The 23,449-nt window shown below is 64.7% G+C and carries 15 protein-coding genes and 4 pseudogenes; 8 read left to right on the forward strand and 11 right to left on the reverse strand.

Annotated elements, in window-relative coordinates; all coding sequences use genetic code 11:
* The 3 genes and pseudogenes from ACLP9N_RS09885 to ACLP9N_RS09895 form a co-directional block, all read right to left on the reverse strand.
* A partial coding sequence (locus ACLP9N_RS09885) for a condensation domain-containing protein (RefSeq protein WP_442407236.1) occupies positions 1 to 1,452 on the reverse strand: 1,452 nt, incomplete at its 3' end.
* Between the two features lie 19 nt (positions 1,453 to 1,471).
* Positions 1,472 to 1,699 carry an MbtH family protein gene (locus ACLP9N_RS09890; protein ID WP_442407237.1) on the reverse strand — a complete coding sequence of 76 codons (228 nt, stop codon included), beginning with the start codon at positions 1,697 to 1,699 and terminating at the stop codon, positions 1,472 to 1,474.
* A 359-nt stretch (positions 1,700 to 2,058) separates the two neighbouring features.
* A pseudogene (locus ACLP9N_RS09895) lies at positions 2,059 to 2,238 on the reverse strand (hypothetical protein); the annotation flags it as partial.
* A 6-nt stretch (positions 2,239 to 2,244) separates the two neighbouring features.
* Between ACLP9N_RS09895 and ACLP9N_RS09900 the strand changes: the two are divergent.
* From ACLP9N_RS09900 to ACLP9N_RS09910, 3 genes and pseudogenes are all read left to right on the forward strand, one after another.
* A pseudogene (locus ACLP9N_RS09900) lies at positions 2,245 to 2,391 on the forward strand (ISNCY family transposase); the annotation flags it as partial.
* Between the two features lie 77 nt (positions 2,392 to 2,468).
* Complete coding sequence (locus ACLP9N_RS09905; protein WP_442407238.1) at positions 2,469 to 3,884, forward strand: cytochrome P450; 1,416 nt, start codon at positions 2,469 to 2,471, stop codon at positions 3,882 to 3,884.
* A 52-nt stretch (positions 3,885 to 3,936) separates the two neighbouring features.
* Entirely contained in the window at positions 3,937 to 4,803 is an 867-nt protein-coding gene (locus ACLP9N_RS09910) for an FAD-dependent monooxygenase (RefSeq protein ID WP_442407239.1), read from the forward strand.
* Between the two features lie 308 nt (positions 4,804 to 5,111).
* On the opposite strand, the gene ACLP9N_RS09915 is transcribed toward ACLP9N_RS09910, so the two are convergent.
* Together ACLP9N_RS09915 and ACLP9N_RS09920 are read right to left on the reverse strand one after the other, a co-directional pair.
* Positions 5,112 to 6,377, reverse strand: a complete 1,266-nt coding sequence (locus ACLP9N_RS09915) for a glycosyltransferase (RefSeq protein ID WP_442407240.1) — start codon at positions 6,375 to 6,377, stop codon at positions 5,112 to 5,114.
* A 236-nt stretch (positions 6,378 to 6,613) separates the two neighbouring features.
* Positions 6,614 to 7,894, reverse strand: a complete 1,281-nt coding sequence (locus ACLP9N_RS09920; RefSeq protein ID WP_442407241.1) for a glycosyltransferase — start codon at positions 7,892 to 7,894, stop codon at positions 6,614 to 6,616.
* A gap of 126 nt (positions 7,895 to 8,020) precedes the next feature.
* Between ACLP9N_RS09920 and ACLP9N_RS09925 the strand changes: the two are divergent.
* Positions 8,021 to 8,176: pseudogene (locus tag ACLP9N_RS09925) on the forward strand (hypothetical protein); the annotation flags it as partial.
* A 95-nt stretch (positions 8,177 to 8,271) separates the two neighbouring features.
* Here the strand turns inward: ACLP9N_RS09925 and ACLP9N_RS09930 are convergent.
* On the reverse strand, positions 8,272 to 9,252 hold the full coding sequence (locus tag ACLP9N_RS09930) for a class I SAM-dependent methyltransferase (protein ID WP_442407242.1): 981 nt from the start codon (positions 9,250 to 9,252) through the stop codon (positions 8,272 to 8,274).
* 309 nt (positions 9,253 to 9,561) lie between these two features.
* On the opposite strand from ACLP9N_RS09930, the gene ACLP9N_RS09935 reads away from it, so the two are divergent.
* Positions 9,562 to 10,356 (forward strand): GAP family protein, encoded by a 795-nt coding sequence (locus tag ACLP9N_RS09935; RefSeq protein WP_442407244.1) that lies wholly within the window; start codon positions 9,562 to 9,564, stop codon positions 10,354 to 10,356.
* Between the two features lie 366 nt (positions 10,357 to 10,722).
* Here the strand turns inward: ACLP9N_RS09935 and ACLP9N_RS09940 are convergent, their stop codons facing one another.
* Positions 10,723 to 11,991 carry a glycosyltransferase gene (locus tag ACLP9N_RS09940; protein WP_442407245.1) on the reverse strand — a complete coding sequence of 423 codons (1,269 nt, stop codon included), beginning with the start codon at positions 11,989 to 11,991 and terminating at the stop codon, positions 10,723 to 10,725.
* A gap of 496 nt (positions 11,992 to 12,487) precedes the next feature.
* On the opposite strand from ACLP9N_RS09940, the gene ACLP9N_RS09945 reads away from it, so the two are divergent.
* Positions 12,488 to 13,456: a sulfotransferase family protein gene (locus tag ACLP9N_RS09945; RefSeq protein WP_442407246.1), complete on the forward strand. Its 969-nt coding sequence runs from the start codon at positions 12,488 to 12,490 to the stop codon at positions 13,454 to 13,456.
* Between the two features lie 215 nt (positions 13,457 to 13,671).
* On the opposite strand, the gene ACLP9N_RS09950 is transcribed toward ACLP9N_RS09945, so the two are convergent.
* Positions 13,672 to 14,451 carry a GAP family protein gene (locus tag ACLP9N_RS09950; protein ID WP_442407259.1) on the reverse strand — a complete coding sequence of 260 codons (780 nt, stop codon included), beginning with the start codon at positions 14,449 to 14,451 and terminating at the stop codon, positions 13,672 to 13,674.
* Between the two features lie 719 nt (positions 14,452 to 15,170).
* Between ACLP9N_RS09950 and ACLP9N_RS09955 the strand changes: the two are divergent.
* A pseudogene (locus tag ACLP9N_RS09955) lies at positions 15,171 to 15,268 on the forward strand (type II toxin-antitoxin system VapC family toxin); the annotation flags it as partial.
* Here ACLP9N_RS09955 and ACLP9N_RS09960 read toward each other — a convergent pair.
* From ACLP9N_RS09960 to ACLP9N_RS09970, 3 genes are all read right to left on the reverse strand, one after another.
* On the reverse strand, positions 15,248 to 16,054 hold the full coding sequence (locus ACLP9N_RS09960) for a class I SAM-dependent methyltransferase (protein ID WP_442407247.1): 807 nt from the start codon (positions 16,052 to 16,054) through the stop codon (positions 15,248 to 15,250). The pseudogene ACLP9N_RS09955 and the gene ACLP9N_RS09960 overlap by 21 nt on opposite strands.
* A gap of 42 nt (positions 16,055 to 16,096) precedes the next feature.
* Positions 16,097 to 16,297, reverse strand: coding sequence for a hypothetical protein (locus ACLP9N_RS09965; protein WP_442407248.1), 201 nt, complete (start codon positions 16,295 to 16,297; stop codon positions 16,097 to 16,099).
* Positions 16,298 to 16,668: 371 nt separating this feature from the next.
* Positions 16,669 to 16,899: a hypothetical protein gene (locus ACLP9N_RS09970; RefSeq protein ID WP_442407249.1), complete on the reverse strand. Its 231-nt coding sequence runs from the start codon at positions 16,897 to 16,899 to the stop codon at positions 16,669 to 16,671.
* A gap of 206 nt (positions 16,900 to 17,105) precedes the next feature.
* Here ACLP9N_RS09970 and pks2 point away from each other — a divergent pair, with 206 nt between their 5' ends.
* Positions 17,106 to 23,402 carry a sulfolipid-1 biosynthesis phthioceranic/hydroxyphthioceranic acid synthase gene (gene pks2 / locus ACLP9N_RS09975; protein ID WP_442407250.1) on the forward strand — a complete coding sequence of 2,099 codons (6,297 nt, stop codon included), beginning with the start codon at positions 17,106 to 17,108 and terminating at the stop codon, positions 23,400 to 23,402.
* The last annotated feature ends 47 nt before the right edge of the window (positions 23,403 to 23,449 follow it).

A 23,449-nucleotide genomic window follows, 5' to 3' on the forward strand; every position in this document is an offset into this window, starting at 1 on the left:
TGAACGGCCCTCGAAGGTCACCGCCACCGCCTCCGGTGTGCGCGCCACCTGCGCAGCGAACAACCCCGGAATCGACACCGCGACCGGTGCCGGCTGGGTCAACACCGCCCGATTACCGACCTCATCCAGGCGGACATGCTCACCCTCATCGAGCACATCCACCGACGACAACGACCGCCCCGGATCGGCGGACATCGCCACCAACACCCGTTCCAACCGCGCTACTAAATCGCGGACGTCGCCATCCGAAAACAAGTGCGCAGGGCCAGCCGTGTTGAGAAACAGCTGGTCATCGGCCCTAATGAACCACAGCTCTAGCTGATCCTCGAAGCCAGAATGGGTCACAGCCCCCGATCCTGCAGCGCCGGCGAAATCGGCTAAACGTGTAGCAGGAATGAAATTGAGAACTACCCGATTCGAGGCCTCTTCGGAGTCGCGGAGACGCGCCTTCTTCTCAATAACGTGCACTGGGAACCGCTGATGCTGCAGCGCTTCTTGCATTCGCGTGTCGACATGTCGACAAAAACCAGCAACCGCAGACCCCGGCGAAGTTTTCAACACCAGTGGTACCACCCCGGAAATCATTCCCGGCACCGTCTGTGCCTCCGGACGCACACGCCTGGTTACCGGAAAATCGAGCACCACCTCCGAACCCTCGACGTCGCACCCACGCACCAGCAGCGCGCACGCCGCAGTAATCACCGCCGCTCGACGCACCCCCAACGCCTGTGAAAACCGGCGAATTTCAGCAACGACGAACGGGTCCAATTGAACCGGCGCAGGAGCCTCACCAGGTTCGCGCCCGCCCGCGGCGTGCGCCAATCGATAACGCGGTTGGCTTTCCTGCGGAAGGTTCCTCGTCCAATAGGCTTGATCATCGAGATAATCGGTGGACGCTTCGTATTCCAACTCGCAATTAATCAGTTCACTCAGCGACCCAAAAAAAGCAGGCGGAATCGACTCCCCAGTAGCAATCGCGGAATAGATAGCTGCGATCCGATGACAAATAAGAGCGATGCCGATTCCGTCTATCACTATGTGATGGCAGCACACCAGCAAATAAAATTCATCTACCCGCGTCTGCATCAACGCAAATTTGAACAACGGGCCACTAAGCGGCATCGGCGTGCGTTGGATCGATGACGCTATCCGATAGGCGTCCCGTACAGGATCCTGCGATCCCATAAGGTCATAGCGAGCAAGCTCAACGTCCGGGTAATCAACCGCCTTTTGGAAAACCTGGCCATCCACCTGGAAAAAGGCAGCTCTGAGTGGTTCGGCCTCGCGCACCACTTGACGGACAGCCCGCTCAACCAAATCAGGCTCGAGCGCGCCATCGATTCGCCCAAACATCCCTATTTGCCACTTGGCACCGGAGCGACCCGTTTCCTCCGCAAGCCATACGTCTAGCTGTCCGCGCGTCAGCGGAAGTGCCCCGCTATCAAGTTCCATAGGACTCTCCCCCGCTTACTTAATGAGAAGCCCGGTCCTCTGCCAGCCTCTCGCGCAGACTCTTCGGCCGTATATCGGTCCAGTTTTGTTCGATGTAGTCCAGACACGCGGCGCGGTCCGCTTCGCCGTAAACCACCCGCCAGCCGGGTGGAACATCGGCGAAGGCCGGCCACAAGCTGTGTTGCTCCTCGTCGTTGACCAAGACGAAAAAGCTGCCGTTGTCGTCGTCGAAGGGATTGATGCTCAACCAGTTCTCCAGACCATCTAGTCGACATAAGTGGAACAACGTTCAAACCATACTGGAGTTCAACAGCGTCGGTCAGCAAGTGTTTCGACAAAGTTCCTGGATGTGACCGGTTCCGGCGCTGGTGACTTCCGGTGCCGTGATTGGAGAAAGTCATAGCCGAGGATGTTTCGTCAACCCGAGCAAGCTCGATGGTGGCGATCAACTCCCCGTCGTCGCTGCGAACGTTCTGATATGGGGTACACGCTTGTCAAGGGCAGGTGAAGCGGCGGCGCGGGTTGGCTACCCTAGGACGGAGTTTCGGCGGGAGTGGATCGCTTGTCTAGGAGCGCGACGCGTACCCGGGTGCGTGACCGGCGTCGCTCGGCGGCGGGTCGGCGCGCCCGCTCCATTGTGTCCAAGCTGCGGCACCCGGTGGTCGTGCGCAGCGCGCGTTGGGCGTTGCGCATCACCGCCGCAGCCTCGTGCATGGCTGCTTCGGCGATGTCGGCAAGTTCCCCCGTGATGCGCCGCACCGCGGCCTGGGCCTGATCGCGTTGCTGCTAGCCACGCAATCCGAAGGACGAATCAACCACCTCAAGCGAAGCTACGGATGGAACCGCACCCACCTCACCGGCAGCAACGGCGCCCGAACGTGGTGCGGCCATGGCGTTTTCGCTCACAACCTCGTCAAAATCAGTGTCCTGGCCGTGTGAAACCCGCCACCACAATCGACCCGGCAACCTCAACCAGCCGGCACCGCCGATCGCCTCCTAGTAGTTAGGATCGGCTGATGAGCGATACCGCGCCTACCGTACTGCCGCCCGGACCTCCGCTTCCCCTGCTGGTGCAGTCCGCATTGATGTTGGGCTACGGGTTACGCTTTTTGACCGCATGTCAGCGTCGCTACGGCGACGTGTTCACGCTGCATGAACCGCTGAAGGGCACGGTGGTGTATCTTGCGGATCCAGCCGACATCAAGACGGTGTTCGCCGGCGACCCGCGGGTCTTTCATGCCGGCGAAGCGAACTCGATCTTGAAGGGGCTGCTCGGCAACAACTCTCTGTTTGTGCTCGACGAGGACGTGCACCGCAACCAGCGTGCTCTGATGGTGCCGGCGTTTCATCGCGACGCCGTCGCGCACCAGGCCGGTCCGACGGCCGAGATCGCTGCTGCGAACATCGCCGGGTGGCCGGTGGGCAAAAGCTTCCCGGTGGCGCCCAAAATGTCCGAGATCACGCTCGAGGTGATCCTGCGGACGGTCATTGGCGCCACCGACCCGGCCCGGCTGGCCGCGCTGCGCAAGGTCATGCCGCGGCTGCTCTACCTGAGTCCGTGGGAAACGCTGGCGGTTGGGAAGCCGAACCTGCAGCGCCGTCGCCCGTGGCGAGGGCTGCGCCGGCGAATCGCAGAAGCCGACGCCCTGCTCTACGCCGAGATCGCCGACCGTCGCGCCGACGCCAACCTGGCTGCGCGCACCGACACGCTGGCCATGCTGGTCCGCGCCGGCGACGACGACGGACGCACGATGACCGACCGCGAACTGCGCGACCAGCTCATGACGCTGCTCGCGGCCGGACACGAGACCACCGCGACGGGGCTGTCCTGGGCGCTGGAGCGGCTGACCCGCCACCCGGCCGCATTGGCCAAGGCGGTGTGCGCGGCGCAAGCCAGCGCGGCGGGCGATCCGGCCGGCGACGAGTACCTCGACGCGGTAATAAAGGAGACGCTGCGGATCCGCCCGCTGGTGTTCAGCCCGGGCCGGGTCCTGACCGAGCCGGTCGAGGTGGGCGGCTACCGGCTGCCGGCCGGGGTCGTGGTGGCCCCGAGTATCGGGCTGGTGCACGCGAGCGCCGCACTGTACCCGGATCCGGACCGGTTCGACCCGGATCGGATGCTCGGCGCCACCCTGAGCCCGACCACCTGGTTGCCGTTCGGCGGCGGCAACCGCCGCTGCCTGGGCGCCGGCTTCGCCATGGTCGAGATGCGGGTCGTCCTGCGTGAGATCCTGCGCCGGGCCGAGTTGAGCACCACCACGGCAGCCGATGAGAAGCAGAAGTCGAAGCACGTCACCTTGGTGCCGCACCGCGGCGCGCGCATCGAAGTCCGGGCGATCAGGGACGTCGCGTCAGCATCGCAGGCAGCAGAGACGCCGGGGTGCCCTGCCAACGCGCACGGCACACTGTCGAGCGACTCGCCGCTGAAGTAGAGCGGCAAATGCCTTGTGCGACCGCACCGATCCCGCCGGTCTCAATCGCAGCATGAGGATCGCGATCAGCGGTGCCGGCGTGGCGGGCGCGGCGCTCGCCTACTGGCTACACCGGACCGGCCACACGCCGACGGTGATTCGAGCAGGCGCCGAGATTCCGCACCGGCGGCTACATGATCGATTCTGGGGCGTCGGCTACGAAGTGGCCAAACGCATGGGCATCGAGGACCGGATCCGCGAAGCCGGGTACGAGATTCAATGTGTCCGCTCCGTCGGCACCGCAGGTGAGGTCAAAGCGGACCTTGTCGTCAACGTCTTTCGCCGCATGATTGGCGACGACTTCACCAGCCTGCCGCGCGGCGACCTGGCCGCCGCGATCTACACCACCGTCGAGGACGAGGTCGAAACGATTTTCGGCGACGGCATCGCCGCCTTCGACGAGCACAGCGACGGTGTCCGCCTGAGCTTCGAGCAGATCTCTCGGCGCGATTTCGACCTCATCGTCGGCGCCGACGGACTGCAATCGAACGTGCGTCGCCTCATCTTCGGGCCGGAAGAGAACTTCGAGCACTACCTCGGCTGCAAGGTCGCCGCCTGCGTGGTCGACGGCTACCGGCCGCGTGACGAGCTGATCTACGTCACCTACAACAGTCCCGGCCGACAGGTGGCGCGCGTCGCGCTGCGCGGCGATCGCACCATGTGCTTGTTCGTCTTCCGCACCGAGCACGACAGCCCGCACGCGGCACCAAAAGACCAGCTGCGCAACCAGTTCGGCGATACTGGCTGGGAATGCCCGCACATCCTGGCAGCGCTGGACGACGTCGACGACCTCTACTTCGACGTCGTCAGCCAGATCCGCATGGACCGCTGGTCGGGGCGCCGCCTTGGATGCGCGCCGACCATTACGCGCGCGTCATGAGTAGCGGGCTGCGGGTATTGCGCCGCCTGCCGGGTTCAAATAGTCAGTCCTCGACCGCGCCGCCGCCACACCCAGGGCGAGGCGTTCCGGTATCCGCGTGCTGACGGCGCGAAGGCTGTCGCAAGGCAGCGGGTCGGCGAAAGCATCCGGCTGCCAAAAGCGTCGTGACTTCCCGGTGGCGTGGCTTTAGATCTAGGATCGAGCGTGAATCTTTGTTAGACAACGGATTTGCTCATAGAACGCGGATCACTGTGTCAACGCTTGCCGGCGCTTCGGAGCCCATCTGGACGACTATTGATGGGATTCAGTCATCGAGGACTGCGGCCGGCGAAATTTTCTACAAGATCGGCGGCGGCCGCAACGCTTTCGGCGGGTTTGGTCATCTGGGTGGCGATCTCGCGGGCCCGGGCGACACATTGCGGGTCGAGGATGGTGCGCAGGTCTGCGACCAGCGATTTCTGGGTAGTGGTCGAAAAGCGCCGGGCAGTGCCCACTTTCAGTCGTTTGACCCGAGCTCCCCAGAGCGTCTGATCGAGGTCCGTCGAAAGGATCAACGTGGGGACCCCGGCGCGCAGGCCCGCGGCGGTGGTGCCCAGGCCACCGTGGTGCACGACCGCGCGGCAGGCGGGAAAGGCGGCCGCGTAATTCATCGTGCCCACCACCTTGACGTGCTCGAAACGGGGGACGTGGCTGAAGTCAGTCCCGGCGGAGCACACCAACGCCCGCTCGCCTAACTGCGCACAGGCCGCGCTGATCATGGTGAGCGTGTCGGCGGCAGATTCGACCGGCATGCTGCCGAAGCCGAAGAAAATCGGTGGTGTTCCCGCGGCAATCCACGACGCGACCTCGTCATCGGCATCCGTGGGCAACTCCATCGTCAGCGCGCCGATAAAGGGCCGTCGGCCATCGAATTTCGCCCATTCGGCTGCCAGCCCGGGAAAGCAAACCTCATCGTAGGCCTGGATTTCCAGCGATCCGCGTTCGGTGATCCGCCGCGGCGATGGCTTTGTGGCCTTTGGTAGGCCCAGTTCACGGCGCTGTACGCCCTCGACCTTCTTCGCCCCGCGCCAAGCCAGCCACTCGGACACCTTCATTGCGGAACGGCCCAACGGCGCCGGCAGGAATGGCAGGAACTGGCCGTTGGCCCGCAGCGGGAATAAATGCAGCGTGGCCAACGGAATGTCGTAATACTCCGCGACGTTGCCAGCGGCGTCCTCGAAATTCACGCCGGTGAACAGCAGGTCGGCCCCCTCCGCCAGCGACGTCAGCGTCGTGATGATCTCCTTCCAGCACTGGATAAAGGGCTCCACAACTTCGCGCCGCAAGCTGATCAGATCCTGGATCTTCCAGAAGTTGCGGAAGAAATGGGTCCAGAAGTTGCGATGCGCGTCCAGAACGGCCTGCAAATCCGGTCCGTAAGCGACCGCCGCCGGCCCAGCCGCCTCGGCGAAGCCAACCAGGTCGGGCGGGACGGCCATGCGCACGTCGTGCCCGCGGCGCAGCAGCTCACGGCCGACAGCGACGCACGGCTCGATATCGCCGCGAGTTCCATAGCTTGCCAGCACAAATTTCATCGCGGATTCTGGCCTTTCACTTCCCGTGCGCGTTCTGCGAAATGAAAGCGGGAGCCTCGCGCCCCAGGCTCAATTGCCCGGCAGCATAATCCGATACCCGCGCTATCGACCTGAAATCCAGAAGTTTTGGGCCGTGGCGAGTTTTTCTCGTGGACGGTGGCGATTCCATCAACCACGCCGAGGCGATCGGCCAGATTTGGCCGGCGCCGATCATTCCGACGGCCCGCCGTCGCCGATCAGCCAACACGCCTGAGGCGGGCGAAATTTTCCAGGAGATCGGCGGCGGTCGCAACGCTTTCGGCGGGTTTGGTCATCTGGGTGGCGATCTCGCGGGCCCGGGCGACATATTGCGGGTCGAGGATGGTGCGCATGTCTGCGACCAGCGATTTCTCGGTAGTGGCCGAAAAGCGCCGGGCAGTGCCCACTTTCAGTCGTTTGACCCGAGCTCCCCAGAGCGTCTGATCGAGGTCCGTCGAAAGGATCAACGTGGGGACCCCGGCGCGCAGGCTCGCGGCGGTGGTGCCCGCACCGCCGTGGTGCACGACCGCGCGGCAAGCGGGAAAGGCGGCCGCGTAATTCATCGTGCCCACCACCTTCACGTTCTCGAAATGGGGCACGTTGCTGAAGTCACTCGAGCCGGAGCACACCAACGCCCGCTCGCCTAACTGCGCGCAGGCCGCGCTGATCATGGTGAGCGTGTCGGCGGCAGATTCGACCGGCATGCTGCCAAAACCGAAGCAAATCGGCGCCGTTCCCGCGGCAATCCACGACGCGACCTCGTCATCGGCATCCGTGGGCAACTCCATCGTCAGCGCGCCGACAAAGGGCCGTCGACCATCGAATTTCGCCCATTCGGCTGCCAGCCCGGGAAAGCAAACCTCGTCGTAGGCCTGGATTTCCAGCGATCCGCGTTCGGTGATCCGCCACGGCGAGGGCCCTGTTGCCTTGGGTAGGCCCAGTTCACGGCGCTGCGCGTCATCGAGCCCTTTCAACATGGGCCAACCCAAGTACTCCGACACCTTCATGATGGAACGGCCCACCGGCGCCGGCAGGGCCGGAACGAGCTGGCCGTTGGCCCGAATCGGGAATACATGCAGCGTGGCCAACGGGATGTCGTAATACTCCGCGACGTTGCCAGCGGATTCCTCCCCAAGCACACCGGTGAACAGCAGATCGGCCCCCTCCGCCAGCGACGTCAGCGTCGTGCTGACCTCCTGCCAGCACTGGGTCAACAACTGCCAATATTCGCGCATCAACCCGATCAGATCCTGGATCTTCCAGAAGTTCTTCCAGAAGTTGCGCAAGAAACGCGCCCAGAAGTCGCGGAGCACGTCCTGCCACATCCGCACATCCGGCCCGCAAGCAACCGCCGCAGGTCCAGCCGCCTCGGCGAAGCCAACCAGGTCGGGCGGGACGGCCATGCGCACGTCGTGCCCACGGCGCAGCAGCTCACGGCCGACAGCGAGACCGGGCTCGACATCGCCGCGAGTTCCATAGAATGCCAGCACAAATTTCATCGCGGATTCTGGCCCTTCACTACCCGTGCGCGTTCTGCGAAATGAAAGCGGGAGCCTCGCGCCCCAGGCTCAACTGCCCGGCAGCATAACCCGATACCCCCGCTATCGACCTGAAATCCAGAAGTTTTGGGCAAGTGGCACCTCGTCGCACAGACGAGGGCCGCGGAGTATCCGCGGCCGAATTACGTTCTCTTATACATCGACGATACCCATCTCATCGGCGGCGATGGTTCTCGCTACGGGGCAGTGGATGCCGACGGCCGGCTGGGCGAGTTGCTCGACTCGCGGACGCGCCATCAGCCGCCATCGATACGGCCGTAAGACCTACATCGGCTAACGGTATTGAGACCGACACGGCCAGCCGTACCCGTCTATCCTCACTTGGCCCGCAAGACAAAACCGGTCTGGTCACCACGGCCCTGCCGATTGAGTCGGTCTGCGCGTTTTTCCCACTCCCGGATTCGCTTGGGTCCAAACATCCGAAGGATTTTCGGGTCGGTCACCGCAACATCACGCCGATAGGCTTCGCTCCCCATAAACTGACCTAAATTCGAATCATCAAACGTCTTCTCCACTCGCAGCCCGACCCTGTCAGCTGCCAGTGCCATTCCCTGTCGTGAAGGTATAACGGTATGCCGAGGCGCATCGATCTGTACCCAGTCCGCTTTATAGATAGACCACGCTTCCGATGAGGTCGTCGGCAGGCGAACCAAGCAAATGCCTCCAGCAGCCAGCTTCTCGTACGTCACCTTCAGCGCCGCGACCGGGTCGGGAAAGTGTTCAAGCGAATGATTGAACATAATGAGATCAAATTTGCCAGTCATTTCGCTCAAATCTCGCTTCATTAGCGGCACGCCTCGAAGTGTCTCGCCATCGGCTGCGATGAACGGATCGGCACCAGACAGGTTGTTGAATCCGACGGTGTCCAACCGGTCGAGCAGCGCACCGCTACCACAGCCCACGTCTAGAATTCGCGCGTCGCGTTCAACCGCAAGCTGAGCGAGCATTCTGACGACGTCTCCTCCGATGGCAACACGGACGATACCTTCGGGCAAGGGCGCCGATAGGAGGGCACCGACTAGCCGGCCGCCGGTATGCAATTTAAAACGGTCTTGCTGTGTAATCAGCCATCGGAAAAACTTCGGCTGAGCTGAAGCATTGTAGGAGTAATAATTTGAGGGGTAATGGCGCATGAGCTCTGCATCCTGGAGCACATTCACAATCTGTAACGTATCGCACGCAGCGCAGCTATAATATTCAAACTGCTCTCGGGTTCCGAACATCATCTCGCGAACTGCAATAGTTTGATGGGGGCCAGTCGATCCGCATAGTCGGCACTCTTGGGTAACCTCGATCACTTGGCCCTCCTCGATGAGGAATTCAACGCGACGAAAAGTATACGTGCGCTCCACGGCCGGTGCCGATATAGCCACGACCGGTCCGGCCAGCCATGGCGCGCGGAGCGCGCCAAGCTTTCGAGGGCGTCGAATGCTGGGCTGAGGTTCGGGTGCAACGCCCTGTCCTGCTTATGTTTTGGACCGTTGCGGATCTATTGATGTTTCCGCGGGTGTCGTTGCTCCAGGCATGGGTGTCTTGGCGGGCCGGCACAACCCAGGGAGGCTTCAAAGGAGCCAACAGAAAAGAGCCAGCAAGGTAGTGTTCCGGCCATGTGGGGATCAGTGCTGGGGCTGGCGTTTCTGACGGCGCTCAACCCAGTGCGTCTCGGCCTCACCCTTCTCGTGATCTCCCGGTCACGGCCGATGCAAAACCTGCTCGCCTACTGGGTCGGCTGCCTCATAGGGTGTATTCCCGCCGTGGTGATTCCGCTGACGCTGGTGCACGTCACACCAATGTTTAGACCTTTTGCGGACGATTTAGCCACGAGTTCCACTGTCCGGCACATTCGAATCGGCATGGGTGTGCTCGCGCTATTGATCGCCGCGCTGATAATAGCGCGCTCGCTGACGCGCCGTCGTCAGCACGCGCGCCTGCCGACACCGGGCGGCAACACGTCGACCATGGTGCTGGACTCGAATACACCGAACGCAATCTCGCGGCTGCTGGGCCGCACGCAGGATGCGCCGACGGAGGGCGGGTCTGTAATCCGGCGGCTGCTGCGCCGCGTCCACGATGCGTGGGAAAACGGATCCTTATGGGTCGCGTTCGTGATCGGCTATGCATTTGGGGGGACGGAACCCGACGTGGGTCTATTCCTGGTCGCTATCATCGTGACCTCGGGAGCCGCGATCGGCACGCAGGTCAGCGCCGCCATCGCGTTCGTCGTCGCGATGCTTGCGATTATCGAGATCACCCTCGTCAGCTATCTGGCCGCGCCGACGAAAACCCAAGCGGTGCTGCGACAGCTGCACGACTGGGCGTTGGCTCACCGTCGACAGATCCTGGTAGCCATCTTCGCAGTGGTTGGAGTCTCGCTGGTGGTCAACGCCATGGGCATCGCCTGAGCTGGTGGCTAAGAGCCCGGCTGCCTTGTGCGGCGCCCGTCCCAGAGCTGAAAGCAGTGGCGCGGTGGTCGGCTGGCGACGCCGCGTCGTCTTGGCTTCTCGGGACCGTGTAAGCCTGAACCAGTGGGGATGTCGTCGGCCAGTACCGTCTTAACGCAACGCGACGGACTGGTTGAGTCTCTGCATTCCAAGCGCCGACGTTCCAGACCGGGGCACGCCCATCACGAACAGAGCGACCGGGCGGGCCGCAGTCTCAGTCTGCCCGGCTGGGCCGGTCAGGGTTGGCTCTTGTTCGTTCAACCGGGCGAGCGGCAAAAGCGTGAGGTTGCGGGCTTTGAGAGGGGGCGCCCCACTAACCACCGCACGTCAGTCAACACGCCTGAGGCGGGCGAAATTTTCCAGGAGATCGGCGGCGTTGGCAACGCTTTCGGCGGGTTTGGTCATCTGGGTGGCGATCTCGCGGGCCCGGGCGACATATTGCGGGGCGAGGATGGTGCGCAGGTCCGCGACCAGCGATTCCCGGCTAGCGGTCGAAAAGCGCCGCCCATGGCCAACTTTCAGTTGTTTGACCCGAGCTGCCCAGATCGCCTGATCGGGCGCCGTCCAGAAGATCAGCATGGGCACTCCGGCGCGCAGGCCCGCAGCCGTGGTGCCCGCACCGCCGTGGTGCACAACCGCGCGGCAGGACGGAAAGGCGGCCGCGTAATTCATCGTGCCCACCACCTTGATGTTCTCGAAATGGGGGACGTTGCTGAAGTCACTCCAGCCGGAGCACACCAACGCCCGCTCGCCTAACTGCGCGCACGCCGCGCTGATCATGGCGAGCGTGTCGGCGGCAGATTCGACCGGCATGCTGCCAAAGCCAAAGCAAATCGGCGGTGTTCCCGCGGCGATCCACGAGGCGACCTCGTCATCAGCATCCGTCGGCAACTCGATCGTCAGCGCGCCGACAAAGGGCCGTTGGCCATTCCATTTCGCCCATTCGGCTGCCAGCCCGGGGAAGCAAACCTCTTCGTAGGCCTGAATTTCCAGTGATCCGCGTTCGGTGATCCGCCGCGGCGCGGAGCCCGTGGCCTTCGGCAAGCCCAGTTGACGGCGCTGCGCGTCGTCGAGCTTCTTCACCCCGCGCCAAGCCGCCCACTCGTACAACGTCAGTGCGTAACGGCCCAACGGCGCCGGCAGGGTCGGAACGAGCTGGCCGTTGGCCCGCACCGGGGAGACATGCAGCGTGGCCAGCGGAATGTCGTAATACTCCGCGACGTTGGCAGCGGGCGGCTCGAAATTCAGAAAGGTGACTAGCAGGTCCGCCCCGTCCGCCAGCGACGTCAGCGCCGTGGTGATCTCCTCCCAGCACTGGATAACGGGCTCCCCGACTTCGCGCCACAACCTGATCAGATCTTGGATCTTCCAGAAGTTGCCGAAGAAACGCGTCCAGAAGTCGCGGTACGCGCCCCACCACACCTGCGTATCCGGCCCGTAGGCGACTGCCACAAGCCCAGCCGACTCGGCGAAGCCAACCAGGTCGGGCGGGACGGCCATGCGCACTTCGTGCCCGCGGCGCAGCAGCTCACGGCCGACAGCGACGCAGGGCTCGACATCGCCACGACTTCCATAGCTTGCCAGCGCAAATTTCATCGCGGATCTTTCGGCATGGAATCTCCCTCCGATCTGTCGCGAACTGCGCTGTAGCAACTGATCTTTGGCGCTGGGAAGTTAGCGGCTAACCCACGACAGTGCGGTGTAGTGCGAGATGTGACTATACCGGGCGTCGCTCGCGGACTGCGCTGGGTAGCGGAGCTGAGTCCGGCCCGCCCGGGGATTATGCGGTAGATAGTGATTCACGGCGATGGCGCCGGGTCACCGTTCTTCTGACGCCATGAGCCAGAGCCGACGCACTGTCGCGAAGCCGCAGGATCTGCTTCCTTCCGTCCGGCGACAGCGCAGATCGGTCAACGCCATGCGGCCATACGCGCCAAGAGCTCATGGTTTAATGTCGCGGCAGTCACTCGCAACGTCGAAACGCTTTCGAACGGATGTACCGACGGTATCGGGCCGTCCTGCCGCAGGAGGATCTTATGGTGGAGCGCCGCGGTCCTGCGCTGCCCGCGGCATCGAGCGCGGAGTTGTGCTCGTGACCCCCGCCGGGCAGAGCGGGACTGCGGCCCGCCCGGTCGCTTTGTTCGTGTTGGGCGTGCCCCGGTCTGGAACGTCGGCGCTCACTCGGGTTCTCTCGCTATGCGGTGCTACGCTCCCGGCCGGGCTGGCGGGCGCCGACCCGCGCAATCCGCGTGGCTATTGGGAGCCGCGCGCGTCCCTCCATCTCAACAACACAATCTTGCGCCGCCACGGCAGCGCCGTGTTCGACACGTCACTGCGCTTGCAGGAGGACGGTGCGTTCGACGCCGACGACAAGGCCGCCTGCATCACCAAGATAGGGGCGTTTCTCAGCACGTTGCCGGCCGCGCCGCTCGTGCTCATCAAGGACCTGCAGATAACGCTGCTGTCCAGCGTGTGGTTCGAGGCGGCGCGTCTGGCCGGATTCGACATCGCGGTCGTGATTGCGGTGCGCCACCCACAGGAGGTCATCGCGTCGGGTGGAGCGGACTTTCTAGCCTCGCCGGAGCTCGGTAGTGCCTTGTGGCTGAAATTCAATCTGCTGGCCGAAAGAGACACGCGCGCCCTGCCGCGCGTGTTCGTCGAGTACGCCAACCTCCTTGACGACTGGGGTCGGGAAGTAAAACGGATTTCGGTAGCGCTCGGGATCGATCTCAACACCCGGGATGAGGGTGCAATCGAGGAGTTTCTCACACCGGATCTTCACCGCCAGCGACACTGCGGCCCGGTGACAGAGCCCTTCGGCACAGACTGGATTTCTGTGGTCTACGAAGCGCGGCGCGCGGCCGCGCGCGACGAGCCCTGGGATCAGTCTGCGCTGGATCGTGTTTTCGCGGCGTATCGGGCGAGCGAACATGGTTTCCGGACGGCGTTCGAGAATTGCCACCGCTTGCACAAGCTCAACCGGTTCATCCGGCCGTCCATCCTGAAGCTACGCTACGAGGTCGTCGCGATGGCTCACCGGCGCCGCGGGACTTGGGCCTAGACCGGCCGGCGGATGCCGGGACGATGATTGGAATGCAGAGACTCAACCAGTCTGTCGCGTTGCGTTGAGGCGGTACTGGCCGACGACATCCCCACTGGTTCAGGCTTACACGGTCCCGAGGAACCAAGACGACACGGCGTCGCAAGGCGACCAGCGCGCCACTTTCAGCTCCGGAATGGGCGCCGCACAAGGCAGCCGGGCTCTGAGCCACCAGCTCAGGCGATGCCCATGCCCTTGACCAGCTGCAAGAACCCAATCATTACGAAGATGCCTATCAGGACCTGCCGCCGGTTAGCCAGCGCCCAGTCGTGCAGCGGTCGCAGTACCGCTTGGGTTTGCGCTGGCGCGGCCAGATGGCTGACGAGGGTGATCTCGAAAACCGCAAACATCGCGACGACGAACACGATGACGGCGATGACCTGCGTGCCGATCGCGGCTCCCGAGGCCACGATGGTGGTCTCTACGAATAGCACCAGGGGGGGTCCCGGCAAGAATCCCATGCCGACCACCAACGCGACCCACAAGGATCCATTGTCCCAGGCATTTTGGAGGCGGCCGAGCAGCCGCCGGATCGCAGATGCGCCCTCCGTCGCCGCATCCTGCGCGCGGCCAAACGGCGACGAGATTGGGCTCGGTGTATTCGAGTCCAGCACCAAGGTCGAGGTGTTGCCGCCCGATGTCGGCACGTGCGCCCGCCGACGCGCCCAGAAGCGCACTGTGATCACCGCGGCGATCGATAGCACGAGCACACCCATGACGAGTTGAACGTGCCGGGCCGTGGAGCTCGCGGCCGGCGCATGAGATCTGAACATTGGCGTGCCGTGCAGCAACATCAGCGGAACCAACAGGGCTGGAACATTCGTTATGAGGCAGCCGATCCAGCATACGAGCAGGTTTTGTACCGGCCGTGGCCGGGAGATCACGAGAAGGATGAGGGCCAGAAGGGCCGGATTGAACGCCATCAGAATCGCCATCCCGAGCAGTGAGCCCCACACGGCCGGGATACTATCCTGTCGAGTGCTCTTACTCGACGAATGGCACCCTGCGGCCAGACCGGGCCAGCCGGTATCCCAGCATCCCCCCATGCCGGTGTCCACGGCAATCACGTCCCACACAACGTGTTCTTCCTCGCGCGCATTCAGCTCGCCGTCAGCCGAAATCAAGTTCCTCAGCGGATGATGGCCCAGTCTTTGCCCGGTTTGGCGGATCACGAACGCACCATCCGCTGCCGCGGACAGACAGATTGAAGTTCGGGCGCCGGCCACGGTGGAAACCTGGGTGTCCGATGCCGCCGGTCGCGATGACCGCCGACGCCAACGCAACTGACGGCGCCACACGGCCGCGGCCCAACCTAACTACTACGAGCAGAAGAGGACCGCGCGTTTTGGCGCGCTCCCAGCCTACCAGGGCGACGACGACGAGATCGCTGTCGCCCGAAAGGAATACGACCGGCAGCCCGAAGCCGCGATCGAGGCTGGCGTGTGGCCGTTCGGCAACCGAAAGGATGGCGATGTCTAGGCGGGCCCGACCCTTCTTCTCAAAGGACCCTGGGCGGTTCGCTAACATACCAAGGCAGCAGACACCCGAGCCGCCCAAAGATCTAGGTGCGGCCGGCCGCGACGCCTGGAACTACGTTTGGCGGCATCATTGGATGTGCCTGAAAGGTGCATGATGCTCGTTGAACGGTATTGCCGCACAAGGGATTTGCTTCAGCAACCTGGTAGCGGATGCCCACTTCGGCGCTTCATGCGCCGGCACGGCACCGCGACCATCTGGAGCCACGACCGCGACCTACGCGAGTTCAACGGGATCATGGCGATCCCCACGGCGATTGCCGGTTTGCCGCGCGCGACTCGCAACCGCCACCATCGGGCCCAACCCTCGCGTCCGGAACTCGACGGTAATCGCCGGGTCGGCATAGTGGGCGAGCGCACGCAGCGCCGACGGGCTGTAGGCGCGGAGCGAGCTGATGAACCCATCGTGTTGCAACGGGAGCAGTCCAGTTAACGGCAGCACCAACGCTAACAACACGATGTGGAGGGGTGCCGGCGGCCTGCGGAGGTCGATGATTAACAACTTGTTCGCTGTCCGGGTCCCTGCGGCGAACACCCGGGCGGCGAGTTCAGGCGGCAGGTGATGCAACGACAATGCAAACACCGCGAGGTCGTAATACCCATCCGGGGCGTCGATTGCGGTGGCGTCCATTGCCCGCACCGTGGCGCGTGGGTGACTTCCGAGGTCCCCGGCGGCCATGGCGGCCACAAACGTGGGATCGATGTCGGTGACCGTCACTTGAGCAGTGGGGTGATTCTCCAGCAGCTTGCGCGACAGCCCGCCGAGGCCAGACCCGAGTTCGAGGATCTTCGGGGAGGGGACATCGGCCACCTCACCAATCACCATCCGGGCGCACCTGTCGTGAATACCGAACCACCGTCGCCGTCCGGCGCGGTCGAGTGAACGGATGACCTTGCGCTTCAGATCGTCGACGTCGTCGCGGTCCAGGTATTCCAGCCGGTTGGTCTGCAACCGCCGGTCCAGCCAGGAAGCATCCGGCCCGCCCCGGGGCATGCTCACGATGTCGCGGGTTCTGCTATCCATATAGCCCATCATGGATCATGGCAGTGGTGGGCCACACAACAGTCACAAAGTCAAAAGCTGTTGCGGCCGACGTACGTTGGGCCAGCGGCGGGCAGCTTCGTCCAGCGCCTCGGTCAATTCATCGGTCTCGGTGACAAAATGCCGACGGCGAGTAGTGGACCCGGCCGCATCAGCAACCGGACCCACCGAAGCCATCAACTTGCGGATCAAGAAGTGCGCTTCTCCCGAAATCGTGGAGGGCATTCTTTACGCTGCCTACTTGACCGGATGGCAAGGACCTTTTAGTACTCGATTGGCGGCAGCAACCGGCAGAGTTGTGGCGACGTCGGATGTCGTAGAAATCGACCATGTGGTGATGACGGCACGAGCTTCGGCCTTGGGGCAAAGTGGTGCCGCGAGAGCACCTCGTCCCGGGTGGAGGCGAAGGCCTCGCTGCTGGCGTTGTCGAAACACGACCCGACACGTCCCATCGATTCTCGGATCCTAAGTCGCCGACACAGCGCGGGTGAAATCGCCTGCAGTGTAGGTTGATCCACGGCCGGTGTGGAAGATCACGTCGTCGATCGCGTTCTTTCCCCCACGCACCGTGGCGGGCATCTTGATTGCATCGCCGGTCAGCTCGGCGTCCGGGTGATCCGACAACGGGCACGCAGCAAACGCCGCCCGGACAAATCCAGTACCGAGGACAAATGCAGCTTGTTCTCATCGGTGGGGACATCGGTGATGTCGCCGCACCACTTCTGGTTGGGCACGGCCGCACTGCGGGTCAATCCCCTGCGCCGCTTCGGCTTGCGCCCGGCCAGCCCTTGCCGGCGCATCGAGTCGGCCACGGTATTCACGCTCACCCGCCAGCCCTCGTCAATCAGATCGGCGTGCGCGCGCGGCGAACCGGTTTTTACACCACATCGCAACAGAAGTGGTTAGGCTACCCACCTGTTCAGTTATTTTAAGCTCGGATGATCGGCCGTCAGAACGACTTTGCGAATAACCTGCCCCATATCGGAATTCGGCCGTGCCTGCTGAAACACCAGCTGGAAAGAGGTCAACGGCTATGAGGGAAGCACCCGTCACTCCCGTTGCAGTGATTGGAATGGCCTGCCGGCTCCCCGGTGGCATCGACTCGCCGGAAAAACTGTGGGAGGCGTTGCTGCGGGGGGACGACCTGGTCACCGAGATCCCAGCCGATCGCTGGGACGCCGACGAATATTACGACCCCGAGCCGGGTGTGCCCGGTAGGTCGGTGTCGCGATGGGGTGGATTCCTTGACGACATTTGGGGTTTCGACGCCCCGTTCTTCGGTCTCAGGACGCATGAGGCGGCCGCGATGGATCCGCACCACCGGTTGTTGATGGAGACAGCATGGGAGGCCGTAGAGCATGCCGGCCTGGATCCCCACTCGCTGTTTGGGTCCCAGACGGGCGTCTTCGTGGGGTTGTCCCACGATGACTACACCGTGCTGACCTACGAAGCGGGCGTCTTGCACGATCCCTACGCATACCCCGGCAATACGCTCAGCATGGCTTCCGGGCGCATCGCGTACTGGCTGGGGGTGCATGGTCCCGCGATGACGGTGGACTCGGCATGTTCGACCGGTATGCTCACCGCGCACTTGGCCTGTCGCAGCCTGCACGACGGCGAGAGCGACCTTGCCCTGGCCGGCGGTGTCAACGTGATGATGTCACCGATAATGAACGCCTCGGGGTCGGCGCTGGGCATGTACTCGCGGACTGGCTGCTGCCATTCGTTCGACGTCCGGGCGGACGGGTTTGTGCGGTCCGAGGGATGCGCCGTGGTCTTGCTGAAGCGACTGCCGGACGCACTGCGAGATGGCGACCGGATCCTTGCGGTGGTGCGCGGCACGGCAGCCAATCACGATGGCCGCACCAAGACTATTTCCAGGCCGTCGTTGGATGCGCAGGCCAATGCGTACCGGGCAGCGCTGGCGGCCGCGGGCGTAGACGCCGCAACGGTCGGCATGGTGGAGGCCCATGGCACCGGCACACGGGTCGGTGACCCGATTGAGTACGGCAGCCTCGCCCAGGTGTACGGCGCTGGTGGTGAGCCTTGTGCACTCGGATCGGCCAAGAGCAACTTCGGGCACACCGAGGGCGCGGCCGGCACATTGGGGCTGATCAAGGCGGCCCTCGCGCTGCAACATGGTGTGGTCCCGCCGTCGCTGCACTTCACCCGGCTGCCCGATGAGCTTGCTCAGATCGAAACGGGACTGTTCGTACCAACAGCGCTCACGCCATGGCCGTCGCGACGCGGCCACGAACGACGACGGGCGGCCGTGTCGTCGTACGGTATGAGCGGAACAAACGTGCATGCCGTGCTGGAAGAAGCCCCTGACACCGCGCAACAGCACGATGAGTCCCCCGCCCCCGCCGGCTCCCTGTTGTTCGCGCTGTCCGCTACCTCGACCGAACAGCTGCGCCGTACCTCGCGGCGGCTCGCCGAGTGGGTGAGCGGCCACGCGGACCAGCTGGTGCCGTCCGATCTCGCCTACACCTTGGCGCGCCGGCGTGCACACCGGCCAGTGCGCGCGGCCGTGGTCGCCGCGAGCCTTGAAGAACTAATCGAGCGTTTGCGCGAGGTCGCTGACGGCGACACCCCGCATCCACCCGCGGTAGGCCAGGACGACCGGGGACCGGTATGGGTGTTCTCCGGCCAGGGTTCGCAGTGGGCCGCGATGGGTGCGGCCCTGCTGGCAGCCGAGCCGGTGTTCGCCGCGACGGTGGCGGAGGCGGAGCCGTTGATAGCCCGGGAAGCCGGGTTCTCGGTCACACAGGCGATGTCGGCGCCTGAGACAGTCACCGGTATCGACCGAGTCCAGCCGACCCTGTTCACCATGCAGGTCGCACTGGCCGCCGCGATGGGCTCCTATGGAGTCGGCCCCGGCGCGGTCATCGGGCATTCACTCGGGGAGGCCGCCGCGGCCGTCGTCGCAGGGGCGCTTTCGCTCGAAGACGGGGTGCGCGTCGTCTGCCGCCGCTCGCGGTTGTTGGGCACCATCGCCGGCGCCGGGGCGATGGCCTCGGTGGAGTTGCCCGCCCGGCGCGTGAGTGAGGAACTGGCTGCCCGCAATCTTGCCGATGTGGTGGTGTCGGTGGTTGCCTCGCCGGAGTCCACTGTCATCGGCGGCACGACCGAGGCGGTTCGGGAGTTGGTCGCGATGTGGGAGCGTCGCGACATCATGGCACGCGAAGTGGCGGTCGATGTCGCGTCGCACTCACCCCAGGTCGACCCCATCCTCGCCGAGCTGGCCGATGCGTTAGCCGAACTCACCCCCATGACGCCCTCGGTGCCGTTCTACTCGGCGACCCTGGACGATGCTCGGGAGCAGCGGGCCTTGGATGCGCGTTATTGGGTGGACAATCTGCGTCATCCGGTGCGGTTCGCCGCCGCGGTGCAGGCGGCGCTGGAGGACGGCCATCGAGTCTTCGCGGAGCTCTCCCCGCACCCGCTGCTGACCCGCGCGGTGGAACAGACGGCCCAGGCAGCCGACGTCTCGGCCCAGGCGCTGGCCTGCCTGTGGCGCGAGCAGGAGCTGCCGCACGGACTGCACGAGTTCCTGGCGGGTCTGCACTGTGCGGGTGCCGCAGTGGACTTCGCGGCGCTGTACCCGGGGGGACGGCTGGTCGACGCGCCACTGCCGACCTGGACCCATCGTCGGCTGCGCATCGACTCCGGCGGCCCGAACCACCAGGCACACGGCGCCCGGACGGTAGCCGTGCATCCACTGCTTGGGGCACATGTCCGCCTGCCCGAGGAGCCGGAGCGCCACGCGTGGCAGGGTGATATCGGCACCGCGGCACTGCCGTGGTTGAGTGACCATCAGGTACATGCCGTGCCTGCCCTTCCGGGGGCTGCCTACTGCGAGATGGCGTTGTCGGCCGCTCGCACCGTGCTCGGCGAGAAGTCCGAGGTTCGTGCCATCCGCTTCGAGCAGATGCTGCTGCTGGACGGCCAGACCCCGGTAACCACGGTTGCGTCGGTTGACGCGCCCGGCCTCGTCGAGTTCGAAGTGGTGACCGATCACGAAGGCGAACGCACGCGGCGAGCCGTGGCGACCCTGCACGTCGCCGAAGATGAGCAGCCACCGCGGCGGCAGGACGTGGGCGCGCTGCTCGCGGCGCACCCGTCCCGCACCGACGGGGCCGAGCTACGCCAGCGGTTCGACTCCCGCGGGGTCCAGCTGGGTCCGGCTTTTGCAGGTCTGATCGCCGCCCACACCGCCGAAAACGCGTCCACCCTGGTGACCGAGATCGCGCTGCCCGGGCCGGTTCGCGCCCAGCAGGGCGCCTACCGCGTGCACCCGGCGTTGCTCGATGCCTGCTTCCAGTCCGTCGCTGCTCACCCGGCCGTCAACGACGTCGGCGACCGTGGCTTGCTGTTGCCGTTGAGTGTGCGACAGCTCCGCATCTGCGACCCGGCGCGGAACCCCCGCTACTGCCTCGTCCGGTTGACCCTGCACGATCGGTCGGGGGTCGAGGCCGACCTCGATGTCCTCGACGAGTCCGGCACGCCGGTGCTGATCATGCGAGGGTTCCGGATGGGCAGCAGTGCCACCGAGGGAAGCGAACCTGAGCGGGTGCTCGCCGAGCGGCTCCTCACCGTCGAATGGCGACAGAACGAGTCACCCGCCGCCTCCGCCGATACTGACCCCGGCCAGTGGCTGCTGATCACTACCTCCGATACTGAGGATTCCCTGACAACCAGACTCGTCGATGCACTGAAAGCCCTTGGTGCGCAATGTGATTGGCTTAGCTGGCCACAGCGCGCCGAACACCCGACCTGCGTCGAACAGCTGGGCAGTCGGCTGCGGGCGAGCGCCGTCAATGGCCTGGTTGTCGTGTTCCCGCCACCGCTAGGCAATCCGGACGAAGACGGCTTGGCCAGGGCCCGCGAGCACGTCTGTCACCTGGTGCGGATCGCCCGCGAACTGACTGAATCACCGGGGGAACCGCCTCGTCTCTATGTGCTGACCAGGGCCGCTCAGGCCGTCCAGCGTGGGGACCGGGCCAACCTGGACCAAGCGGGACTGCGCGGCCTGGTGCGCGTGGTCGGCGCCGAACATCCACAGCTGCGTCCCACCCAGATCGATATAGACAACGATTGCGACCCCGAAAAGGTGGCACTCGAACTGCTATCCGGCGCGGACGAGGACGAAACCGCTTGGCGGGGCGGCCAGTGGTACGTCGCCCGGCTGCGGCCCACGCCCTTGCGCCCGGACGAGCGCCGAACCACCGCGGTGAATCACGAGTGCGACGGTATGCGCCTGGTGATCCGCACTCCGGGTGACCTGGAAACCATGGAACTCGCGGCTCTCGACCGCGTGCCGCCGGGGCCAGGACAGATTGAGGTCGCGGTCACCGCATCCAGCATCAACTTCGCCGATGTCTTGGTCGCGTTCGGGCAATACCCCAGCTTCGGGGGACGCCTGCCGCAGCCGGGCACCGATTTCGCCGGCGTGGTGACCGCGGTCGGGCCCGACGTCACCGATCATCGGGTCGGTGACCATGTCGGCGGCTTCTCCAGAAACGGCTGCTGGGCCACGTTCGTCACCTGTGACGCTCGCGCCGCCGTCACGCTTCCGCCCGGGCTGACCGACGAGCTGGCGGCCGCGACGACCACTGCGCACGCGACCGCCTGGTATGGCCTGCACGACCAGGCCGGGATCACCGCCGGTGACCGGGTGCTGATCCACTCCGCCACCGGCGGCGTCGGGCAGGCGGCGATCGCGATCGCTCACGCCGCGGGGGCGGAGATCTTCGCCACGGCGGGCAGCCCACAGCGTCGAGAATTGTTGCGCGGCATGGGTATTGAGCATGTCTACGACTCGCGCAGCATCGAGTTCGCCGACCTGATCCGCCGCGACACCGACGGGTATGGCGTCGATATCGTGCTCAACTCCCTCACCGGCGCCGCGCAGCGCGCCGGGTTCGAACTGCTGTCCATTGACGGTCGGTTCGTGGAGGTCGGCAAACGCGACGTCTACGCCAACACCCGGCTGGGGCTGTATCCCTTCCGCCGCAACCTCACGTTCCACTATGTCGACCTGGCGCTGATGGTCGACAGCCGTCCCCAGCGGATCGGGGATCTGCTACGCCGTGTGTACCGGCTCGTCGGAGACGGTGAGTTGCCGCAACCGCAGAGCACTCATTACCCGCTTGCCGAGGCGGCCACCGCGATTCGGGTGATGAGCGCGGCCGAGCACACTGGCAAACTCGTGCTCGACGTCCCGCGCAGCGGACACAGCAGCGTGGTAGTGCCACCGGAGTCGGCTCGGGTCTTCCGCCGTGATGGCGCCTACATCATCACCGGCGGTCTGGGTGGCCTCGGGCTGTTCCTCGCCGCTGAGATGGCCGCAGCGGGCTGTGGCCGGATCGTGCTGACCGGCCGCTCGCAACCTAACCCCCAGGCCGAGAAGGCCATTGCGCGTATCCGTGCGACGGGGGCCGACATTCACGTGGAGTGTGGCGACATCGCCGATCCCGCAACCGCAGAGCGCCTAGTCGCCGGCGCCACTGCCACCGGACTTCCGTTACGCGGAGTGCTGCACGCCGCGGCGGTGGTGGAGGACGCCACCCTCACCACCATTACGGACGACCTGATCGACCGAGACTGGGTACCCAAGGTCTACGGCGCCTGGCACATGCACCAGGCGACGGCCGGGCAGCCGCTGGACTGGTTCTGCTCCTTCTCTTCGGCAGCCGCGCTGCTCGGCTCGCCCGGCCAGGGTGCTTACGCGGCGGCCAACAGCTGGCTGGACGCCTTCACCCACTGGCGCCGTGCGCAAGGCCTACCGGCCACCGCGATTGCGTGGGGAGCTTGGGCCCAGATCGGCCGCGCCGCGTCCCTGGAAGAAGGCGGCACCACGATGATCGCCCCCGAAGAGGGTGCGCACGCCTTCCAGAGGTTGCTGCGTTACGACCGCACCTACACCGGGTACGTGCCCACGACGGGAACGCCGTGGTTTACCGCGCTCATTGCGCGCAGCCCGTTCGCCGAGACGTTCAAGACAGCGGGCGAAGCGCAGCAACACGACACCGCCACGGTGCGCGCCGAGTTGCTAACTCTGTCCCAAGACGAGTGGCCGACCCGGCTTCGGCGGCTGGTGACCGAACAGGCCAGCCTCATCCTGCGCCGCGCCATCGATCCCGACCACCCGTTCCCCGATCACGGCCTGGACTCCCTGGGCAACCTCGAACTACGCAGCCGCATCGAAACCGAAACCGGAATACGCGTCACCCCCAAGGCCATTGCCACCCACAACACCGCGCGGGCCTTGGCCCGGCACCTGGCCGATGCGCTGGCGACTGAGCAGACCGCGTCGACGGCATTGTGATGATCTCTGCCACAACGTAAAACCGTAAAGGCACGGCTGAGGATGAA

It is taken from the genome of Mycobacterium sp., from assembly GCF_052144515.1.
GTDB lineage: Bacteria > Actinomycetota > Actinomycetes > Mycobacteriales > Mycobacteriaceae > Mycobacterium.